Origin of the sequence: Bifidobacterium intestinale (genome assembly GCF_023656765.1) — a bacterium.
Classification (GTDB): Bacteria; Actinomycetota; Actinomycetes; order Actinomycetales; family Bifidobacteriaceae; genus Bifidobacterium; species Bifidobacterium hominis.
Genome location: NZ_JAMOKR010000007.1, coordinates 44,371 through 53,019 on the forward strand (window position 1 = coordinate 44,371; position 8,649 = coordinate 53,019).

The 8,649-nt window shown below is 56.7% G+C and carries 7 protein-coding genes; 6 read left to right on the forward strand and 1 reads right to left on the reverse strand.

The window, feature by feature from the left end; all coding sequences use genetic code 11:
* The first annotated feature begins 188 nt into the window (after positions 1 to 188).
* From NBH13_RS08585 to ilvA, 5 genes are all read left to right on the forward strand, one after another.
* Positions 189 to 1,481 (forward strand): ABC transporter substrate-binding protein, encoded by a 1,293-nt coding sequence (locus tag NBH13_RS08585; protein WP_250779579.1) that lies wholly within the window; start codon positions 189 to 191, stop codon positions 1,479 to 1,481.
* A gap of 14 nt (positions 1,482 to 1,495) precedes the next feature.
* Entirely contained in the window at positions 1,496 to 2,419 is a 924-nt protein-coding gene (locus NBH13_RS08590) for a carbohydrate ABC transporter permease (RefSeq protein ID WP_237949477.1), read from the forward strand.
* Positions 2,420 to 2,437: 18 nt separating this feature from the next.
* Complete coding sequence (locus NBH13_RS08595) at positions 2,438 to 3,328, forward strand: carbohydrate ABC transporter permease (RefSeq protein WP_250779580.1); 891 nt, start codon at positions 2,438 to 2,440, stop codon at positions 3,326 to 3,328.
* A gap of 402 nt (positions 3,329 to 3,730) precedes the next feature.
* Positions 3,731 to 5,551 carry a glycoside hydrolase family 13 protein gene (locus NBH13_RS08600; protein WP_250779581.1) on the forward strand — a complete coding sequence of 607 codons (1,821 nt, stop codon included), beginning with the start codon at positions 3,731 to 3,733 and terminating at the stop codon, positions 5,549 to 5,551.
* A 245-nt stretch (positions 5,552 to 5,796) separates the two neighbouring features.
* Positions 5,797 to 7,062 carry a threonine ammonia-lyase gene (gene ilvA, locus NBH13_RS08605; RefSeq protein WP_099571442.1) on the forward strand — a complete coding sequence of 422 codons (1,266 nt, stop codon included), beginning with the start codon at positions 5,797 to 5,799 and terminating at the stop codon, positions 7,060 to 7,062.
* A gap of 106 nt (positions 7,063 to 7,168) precedes the next feature.
* Here ilvA and NBH13_RS08610 read toward each other — a convergent pair whose 3' ends face one another.
* Positions 7,169 to 7,930 (reverse strand): SIR2 family NAD-dependent protein deacylase, encoded by a 762-nt coding sequence (locus NBH13_RS08610; protein WP_099571441.1) that lies wholly within the window; start codon positions 7,928 to 7,930, stop codon positions 7,169 to 7,171.
* A gap of 128 nt (positions 7,931 to 8,058) precedes the next feature.
* Between NBH13_RS08610 and NBH13_RS08615 the strand changes: the two genes are divergently transcribed.
* Positions 8,059 to 8,355, forward strand: a complete 297-nt coding sequence (locus tag NBH13_RS08615; RefSeq protein ID WP_250779582.1) for an alpha/beta hydrolase family protein — start codon at positions 8,059 to 8,061, stop codon at positions 8,353 to 8,355.
* The last annotated feature ends 294 nt before the right edge of the window (positions 8,356 to 8,649 follow it).

An 8,649-nucleotide genomic window follows, 5' to 3' on the forward strand; every position in this document is an offset into this window, starting at 1 on the left:
CCCGTTCGCGCACATCGTGCATCAAATTACTTTCTCAGAGTAACAAAATCTCGTCGTTTTTGTTTTCCACCCCGTACAGGCGCGCTGAGCTGGGAATGAAAACTGCCTCCTTCTATAATTTCCAGTAACGGTGATGCGGTAAGGAAGCTGCTTCACCGTAATGGAGAAAAGATACAAAGGAGTCGAGAATGAAACCTGATTCCATCACTAGTGTAGGTAAATTCAGGAGGATTGTATACCGTACGCTCACAACCGTATGCGCAGTCGCATTGACTGCCGGTCTTGCCGGTTGCGGCAACAGCACCGCTGGAACCGTCACTTTGGATTTCTTCCAGTATAAAGCCGAAGCGGCGGACTGGTTCACCGCAAAAGCAAAGGAATTCGAGAAAACCCATCCCAACATCAAAGTCAACGTCAACAATTCGTCCGACGCAACCACCGATCTGCGTACGCGACTGGTGAAAAATCGCGAACCCGACGTCATCACCATCAACGGCGACATCAATTACGGCATGCTCGCCGAAGCGGGCGTCTTCCACGATTTCACCGACGACGAGATCGTCGACGAACTCAATCCAGGCATGGTGAACATCGCCAAGAGCCTTGTACAAACCAACGACGAATCCAAGAAGCGCCTGTACGGCCTGCCGTATGCGGGTAACGCATCTGGCTACATCATCAACGCCGACGTGTGGGAGCAGGCGGGCGAGGATCCCGACAATCCGCCGCAGACATGGAGCGAATTCATCGACCTGCTGCAACGCTTCAAGAGCAAGGGTATTGTACCGATCGAAGCGAGCACTGCCGATCCGTGGACACTTCAGGCGCCGTTGGCGTCACTCAATTCCACGCTGGTGCCGGAATCCGAATATCTTTCCCTCAAAGACGGATCGAAGAAATTCTCCGACCTGTGGGGCACTGTCAGCGATCAGCTGGTCGAGATCTACCAGAATTACACGCAGAAGAATCCGGCAGTTACCTACCAGCAGGCTACGCAGGATCTGGCCGCTGGCAAAGCCGCGATTCTGCCACTCGGCACCTACGCGATTCCGCAGATCCGACTCATCAACAGCGATGCCAACCTGCGGTTCGCGCAAATGCCGGCAACTGATAATGCCGAAGAACAGCAGCTCACGGCAGGCGATGACGTGATTCTGACCATGGGTGCGCACACCAAGTATGAGAAGGAAGCGCGCGAATTCATCGACTTTCTGATGAACGACGAAAACATCAAGGACTACTCCAAGCAGCAGTCCGCATTCACCCCCTACAAAGACACGTATGTGGGTGACGAAGCGCTGAATGGCGTGCTCGACTTCTACCAGGCGGGCAAGCTGGCCGATTTCTGCGACCATTACGTGCCAGCCAGCATCAATCTCGCAGGCTTCCTGCAGACGCTGATTCAGTCGGGCAACACCGAAAAATTCCTGAACAGCATGCAATCCGAATACGACAAGATCGAAGCCAGAAACTTCAGGTGAGGGGAGGAACGACAATGACTGGCAATACTGCTGCAAAGCTTGACAAGAAGCCGAAGAAGAAGGTTTCGCAGTTCTCCAAGCGCAAGGTCGATCCGGCGTTCTATTGGATGACCGTCCCGGCCGCGATTCTCGTGGGCATCTTCCTGTACTGGCCATTCCTGCAGGGCGCGATGTATTCGTTCACCAATTCGCAGGGTTATGGCGATTACAAGTTCATCGGTCTGAAGAACTACATCGCCATGTTCCAGGATTCGCGTGTGGGCCACGCCTACCTGTTCACGATCTTCATCGCCATCCTGATCACCATCGGCACGAACTTCATCGGCATGTTCCTGGCGGTGCTGCTGAATTCCAGAATCGCTTTCAAGAACGGCTTCCGAGCCATCTTCTTCATTCCGTACACCCTGTCGGTGCTGGTCATCGGCTATGTGTTCAAGTACATCTTCATGACTCCGCTGCCGGCCCTCGGCCAGGCGCTGCACATCGATTGGCTGTCCACGTCCATGATTTCCAATCCTGATCTGGCATGGTTCCCGATCGTGTTCCTGTCGATTTGGCAGGGCGTGGCGTACTCCACGCTGCTGTATCTGGCGGGTCTGCAGACCATCGACAACGAAATCTACGAGGCCGCGGCCATCGACGGTGTGAACGCTTGGCAGAACTTCTGGCAGATCACCTTCCCGCTGATTGGCCCATTCTTCACCATCAACATGGTGCTGAGCCTCAAGGGTTCGCTCGGCGCGTTCGATCAGATCATGGCCTTGACCAAGGGCGGCCCGGATTCCAAGACCGAAACCGTCTCCTACCTGATCTTCGCGAACGGCCTGGGCAACGGCGAATACTCCTATCAGATGGCCAACGCGGTCACGTTCTTCATCGTGCTGGCAATCTTCGCGTTCGTGCAGCTGAAGTTCTTCAGCGGCAAGGAAAAGGTCTGAGAGTAAGGGGAAGAAATCATGACTAGCGCAACTGTTGCAACCAAGCCGGCCGCCGCGCAAAGCGGACAATCGCAAGCGAAGCCGGAGAAGATCCGCAAGGACCACAGCATCAACTGGTGGCTGACGGCGGCCGTCGCCGTACTGAGCCTGACGGTGCTCGTGCCGCTGTACTTCGCCGTCGTCACCGCGCTGAAGACGCCGGGCGAAGCGGGCACGTTCAGCCTGCCGACCACGTGGGAATGGCATAATTTCGCGGACGCGTGGAACAAGGTGAACTATCCGAAGGCCGCGCTCAATTCTGCGATCATCACCGTGTGCGCTGTGGTGCTGACGCTGCTGACGAACACGTTCGTCGCGTACGCCGTGGCAAGGAACATGGACAAGCGGTTCTTCCGCTTCCTGTACTACTTCTTCCTGGCCATGATGTTCGTGCCGTTCACCGTCGTCATGCTGCCGATCGCCAAGGAAATGGGCTCGCTGCACCTTGACAACCAGCTCGGCCTGATCGTGCTGTACACGATTCTGGGCATTGGCACCAACCTGTTCATCGCGATCGGTTTCATCCGCTCGATTCCGATTTCGTTGGAAGAGGCGGCTCGCATTGACGGTGCTTCCACTTGGCGCATTTTCTGGACGATCATTTTCCCGCTGATGGGACCGATCAACGCGACGATTGCGATTCTGACCGCGTTGTGGGCATGGAACGACTTCCTGCTGCCGCTGATCACGCTGACCGACCAGAGCAACCAGACGATTCCGTTGGCACAGTACGTGTTCCAAAGCCAGTTCACGTCGAACTATCCGATGGCTTTCGCCTCCTACCTGATGGCTATGGCCCCGGTCCTCATCGTCTACGTCTTCGCCCAAAAGTGGGTCGTCGGTGGCGTGATGCGCGGAGCCGTTAAGTGAACAGTCCTGTGGACTGTTCATAGGCTCCTCCTGAGCCGATCCGATAGGCGAGTGAAGGCAGGGACAATGCGGCCGTAGGCCGTCCGTTCAGGAAGTAACACTTCACCGCTCTGAGCGGGACTGGCCTATCCCATTCCCCAGCGCGGGACGTTCCATTTCCCTTTCTGGAACGTCCCGCGTTTTTATTTTTGCGGATTGGTTTTTCGCGTCCGTAAGAAGCGTATTCTTTTCTTGCTTTGCACAACTCGCCGCGGGAAAGAAAGAAAAACAGGGTTGCATACCATAGGGGAGTAGGCAAAATCGATCTTCTGCATGAAGCTGACATGAGCTGAAAACGGGCAGAGTTAGTCACGAAAGATCGAACGAAAATCCAACAAACGTCAAGCAAAGGAGCTCCACGACATGACGAATTTCAATCGTTCCACCCTTCCCGACACCGTGCGTTCCAACGGCGCGACCCCGAACCCGTGGTGGGCCAACGCGGTGGTGTATCAGGTGTATCCTCGTTCCTTCCAAGACACGAACGGCGACGGCATCGGCGATCTGAAGGGCATCACCAGCCGTCTCGACTATTTGGCCGATCTTGGCGTGGACGTGGTGTGGCTGTCCCCGGTCTACAAGTCGCCGCAGGACGACAACGGCTACGATATCTCCGACTACCAGGACATCGACCCGCTGTTCGGCACCTTGGAGGACATGGACGAGCTGCTTGCCGAAGCGCACAAGCGCGGTCTGAAGATCGTGATGGATCTGGTGGTCAACCACACGTCCGACGAGCATGCCTGGTTCCAGGCCTCCCGCGACAAGGACGATCCGCGTGCCGACTGGTATTGGTGGCGTCCAGCCAGGCCGGGGCATGAGCCGGGCACTCCGGGCGCCGAGCCGAACCAGTGGGGTTCCTATTTCGGCGGTTCCGCTTGGGAGTACGATCCGAAGCGCGGAGAGTATTTCTTCCACCAGTATTCCAAGAAGCAGCCGGATTTGAATTGGGAGAATCCGGAAGTGCGCAAGGCCGTCTACAAGATGATGAATTGGTGGATGGATCGCGGCATTGACGGCTTCCGTATGGATGTGATCACGCAGGTTTCGAAGACTGTTGATAAGAACGGCAAGCTGCCGGGAGAAGACGGCTGCGAGATTGAGGATTATCCGGTTGGTGAGGAAGGCTATTCCAGCCCGTTCCCATGGTGCTCCGACGGTCCGCGCATCGACGAGTTCCTTGCCGAAATGCGCCGCGAAGTGTTCGAAGGCCGCGAAGGCTATATGAACGTCGGCGAAGCGCCGGGCATCACTCCGGCACGCAACGAGCATGTCACCGATCCGAAGAACGGCGAACTTGACATGCTGTTCCTCTTCGACCACGTGGGCATCGACCAGGAAGGTTCCAAGTGGAACACCGTGCCGTTCGAAGTCAAGAATCTGCGCGCCCGCCTCGCCGACCAGCAGGAGGCTGTGAGGAACGCCGGCTGGGCCAGCCTGTTCTTCTGCAACCATGATCAGCCGCGCGTCGTCTCCCGTTGGGGCAATGACACGGACCGCGAGTCGCGCGAGCTGAGCGCCAAGGCGTTCGGCATGCTGCTGCACATGCACCGCGGCACCCCGTACATCTACGAGGGCGAAGAGCTGGGCATGACCAACGCCCACTTCACCACGCTCGAGCAGTACCGCGACCTGGAGGCCATCAACGCCTACCGCCAGCGCGTGGAAGAAGCAAAATGCCAGTCCGCAGAATCGATGATGGACGCGCTCGCACTCATCGGCCGCGACAACGCACGCACGCCGATGCAGTGGGATGCTTCCAGGTATGCCGGCTTCACCGCGCCGGACGCGGCGACGGAACCGTGGATCGGCGTGAACCCGAACCATGTGGAGATCAACGCCGCCGAGGAATTCGACGATCCCGGATCCGTGTACAGCTTCTACAAGAAGCTCATCGCCATGCGCCACAACAACGCGACCATCGCGACGGGCGAATGGAATCTAGTCGCGGCAGACAGCGAGCAGGTGTATTCCTTCACCCGTACCAGCGGCGACGACACGATTCTCGTCATCGTCAATCTCACTGATAAGACGGCGCAGGTGCCTGCTGAGGTCGCGCAACTGCTTGAGGATGGCGTGGGCGAGTCGCAGGTGCTGCTCAGCACCTATGATGCCGTGCATAGCGTAAAGTCGGTCGCTCGCGGCGAGCTTGCTCGTTGGGAGGGGGTCGTGATTCAGCTCTGATCGATCTTTCCTATAAACTCTCTGCAAAAAGCGTTCGTGCGATTCATCACGGGATCGTACGAACGCTTTTTTATTGCGATTGTTGTATTGCGATTATTCCTGATTATCTCCGATTGCTCCGATTGCTCCGATTGCGTTTGTAAGCAATCTCAATTTCGCAAGTATTTGCAAAAATAATCTCACTTTTCATGGCAGAATCCGCATGATCAGGTAGTTTCGGCAGACGTGCGCTTACAATAACGTTCATGGAACAAAACGAGGTTCTCAAAGCATTGCAGCGCGATCACGCAGCTGAACTGAAACTAGCCGCCGAACGGCTCAAGGGCACTGCACGCCACACGGCAATCATTCCGTCCAAGGTGCTGTCCGACATGACCGGACATGAGATTCTGCTCAAGCCTGAGAATCTCCAGGTCACTGGATCGTTCAAGATTCGTGGCGCGTACAACAAGATCGCATCCCTGAGCGACGAGCAGCTGGCTCACGGCATTGTCACCGCTTCCGCCGGTAACCATGCGCAGGGCGTGGCATATGCGGCTCGCGAACGCGGCGCAAAAGCAACGATCTGCATGCCGCAGATCACCCCGCCGCTGAAGGTCGACGCCACTAAGGCGTACGGCGCAGACGTGGTGCTGTACGGCGAAGTATTCGACGAATCCGCAGCCCGCGCCCAGGAATTGAGCGACAAGGAAGGCATGATTTACGTGCCGCCGTTCGACGATTACGAGGTGCTGTGCGGTCAAGGCACTATTGGTCTCGAGATCCTCGAAGACGTGCCGAACGTCACCGATGTGGTCGTGCCGCTGGGTGGTGGCGGCCTCGGTGCCGGCGTGGCGCTTGCCATCAAGACGTTCAAGCCGGAAGTGCGCGTGATTGGCGCGATTCCGGAAGGCAGCCCAGCGTGGAAGAACTCGCTGGCCGCGGGGCATGTGGTTGCCGCCGACCAGGTGCGTACGTCTGCCGAAGGCGTTGCTGTGAAGCGTCCGGGCGATCTCACGTTCGCGCTGCTCAATGAATTCCTTGATGACATCGTTACCGTGACCGAGCGTGACATCAACGAGATGATCCTGCTCATGCTCGAAAAGCACAAGCTGGTTGTCGAAGCTGCTGGCGCCGTGTCTCTGGCTGCGCTTGAGCATCTCAACCTGCGCTCGCGCAAGTTCGCCGAGGCGAAGGGCCCGCATGTGGTGGTGCCGATCATGTCTGGCGGCAACGAAGATACGGTATCCATCGGCGCTGTGATTCAAAAGGGTATGATCACCCGCGGCCGCATCATGCATTTCGAGGTCGAGCTGCCTGATACGCCGGGCCAGCTGGTGAAGGTTGCCACGTTGCTGGCCGAGCAGCGCGCGAACGTCATCGCGCTGGATCACGACCAGTTCAAGGCGTCCAGCCACTACGCGAACGCTGTGGCGTTGGGTGTGACTATTGAAACGAATGGTCCCGATCACATCGATCGTGTGCTCGAGGCGTTGCGCGAAGCCGGTTTCCAGCCCAAGCGTATTTACTGATCGTCCACGGTGGATAAGTGCGGATTTCGCATATCTTCCGCATCAAAAAGGCTCCTCGATCCAATCGGGTCGAGGAGCCTTTTCGTGTACTTTTGCGTACTTGACGTCACTTGCCTTGTTCTGCGGCGATTGTCTCATCAACGAGTTGCGGCAGAGCGGTCGCGATATCGTCGTGGATGAGCCGGTCTGCCAGGCGGTCGTATTGCGTGCGCCCCATGTTCATAATGGTGATCGGCACGCCAGCCTCTGCGGCCAGGGGCACGATGCTTGCCGCGGGCATGACTTCCAGTGTGGATCCGATGACCCACAGTTCGTCGGCTTGCGTCGCGAGGCGATATGATTTTTCGAGCGCGCCGTCCGGCAGAGCTTCGCCGAAGTAGACTACGTCGGTTTTGATGAGTCCGTTGCATGGCATGTTGCCGTTGTATGGCAGTCTGCGATGGCAGTGCGGGTCTGGTTCGTTGTCGAGATTCGCCATAATGTCGGCGGTGTCGTATTTCGCATGACATTTCATGCAGTGCGAGGTGCCGATGGTGCCATGCAGATTGACGATGATGTCGCTGCTATTGCCGGCTTTTTCATGGAGTGCGTCGAAATTCTGTGTGGCGAGCAGTGTTAGCAGTCCAGCCTGTTCCAGTTTGACGAGCGCTTTGTGCGCGGTACCTGGCTGCGCGTTCCATACGGGCGATTCCTTCTGCCAGCGCCAGGAATACTCGCGGTCTTCCTTGTGGTAAAGGAACGCTTCGATGTCATACACTTTCGTTTGTTCAGGGTGTTTGGTCCAGACGCCGTCCGGTCCACGGAAGTCGGGAATACCTGCGGACGTGGAAATCCCCGCCCCCGTCAATACTGCGATCTTTTTGCTCATATCTTAGGTATAGCCGCATATCGTAACTTCCGATGTTTCACGTGAAACAGGGAATGTCAGGCAATCAAATCTGAGAAAAACCATTTCGATAATCATATACGGAACAGGAATGGAATAAGAGGTGCATTATGACTACTGACATTGCACGGCATATTGCGGATGACGGCGCTGATACGACCGAAACGGCTCCGGCAGTTGCAGCGATCGATATCGAATCGATGGCGGTGCCGCCGTTGCTGATTGTGCATGGTGGCCGCGATCAGTTGGTGCCGTTCAATCAAAGGTGTCGTCCGTATGCCACGTTGAAGTCGCTTGGCAAGGATGTGACGTTCTACAAACTCGATAACACTTGCCATGCCTGTTATGGATTCTGTAGCACCCGCGCATTGCGTTTGGTGTTTGATTGGCTTTCCGATCGTTTGTGATCTGCTGTGATGTATTGATTTGCTGGTTGCCGTGTGGTTGCCGCGTTGTTGCGGTGTGCGACACGCGGCTGCCAGCTTTTTCTGACGGTTTTTGGGCGGTGGTGGGGTTTGTTTTGTGATTCGCGGCGCGTGGAAGGCCGTTTTCGACACGCCGGTGGAGTCCAGTGTTTTCAATGGTTTTCGTGGTGTTCGTGGATGTCCGATTTGCGTTGCCGGCCGTTGTGCTGTAGGTTTATCTCTTGCTGCCGCTCAGCGAGTGGTTCCCCGGCTGGGGTTCCCTGAGGTGGGTGAGTG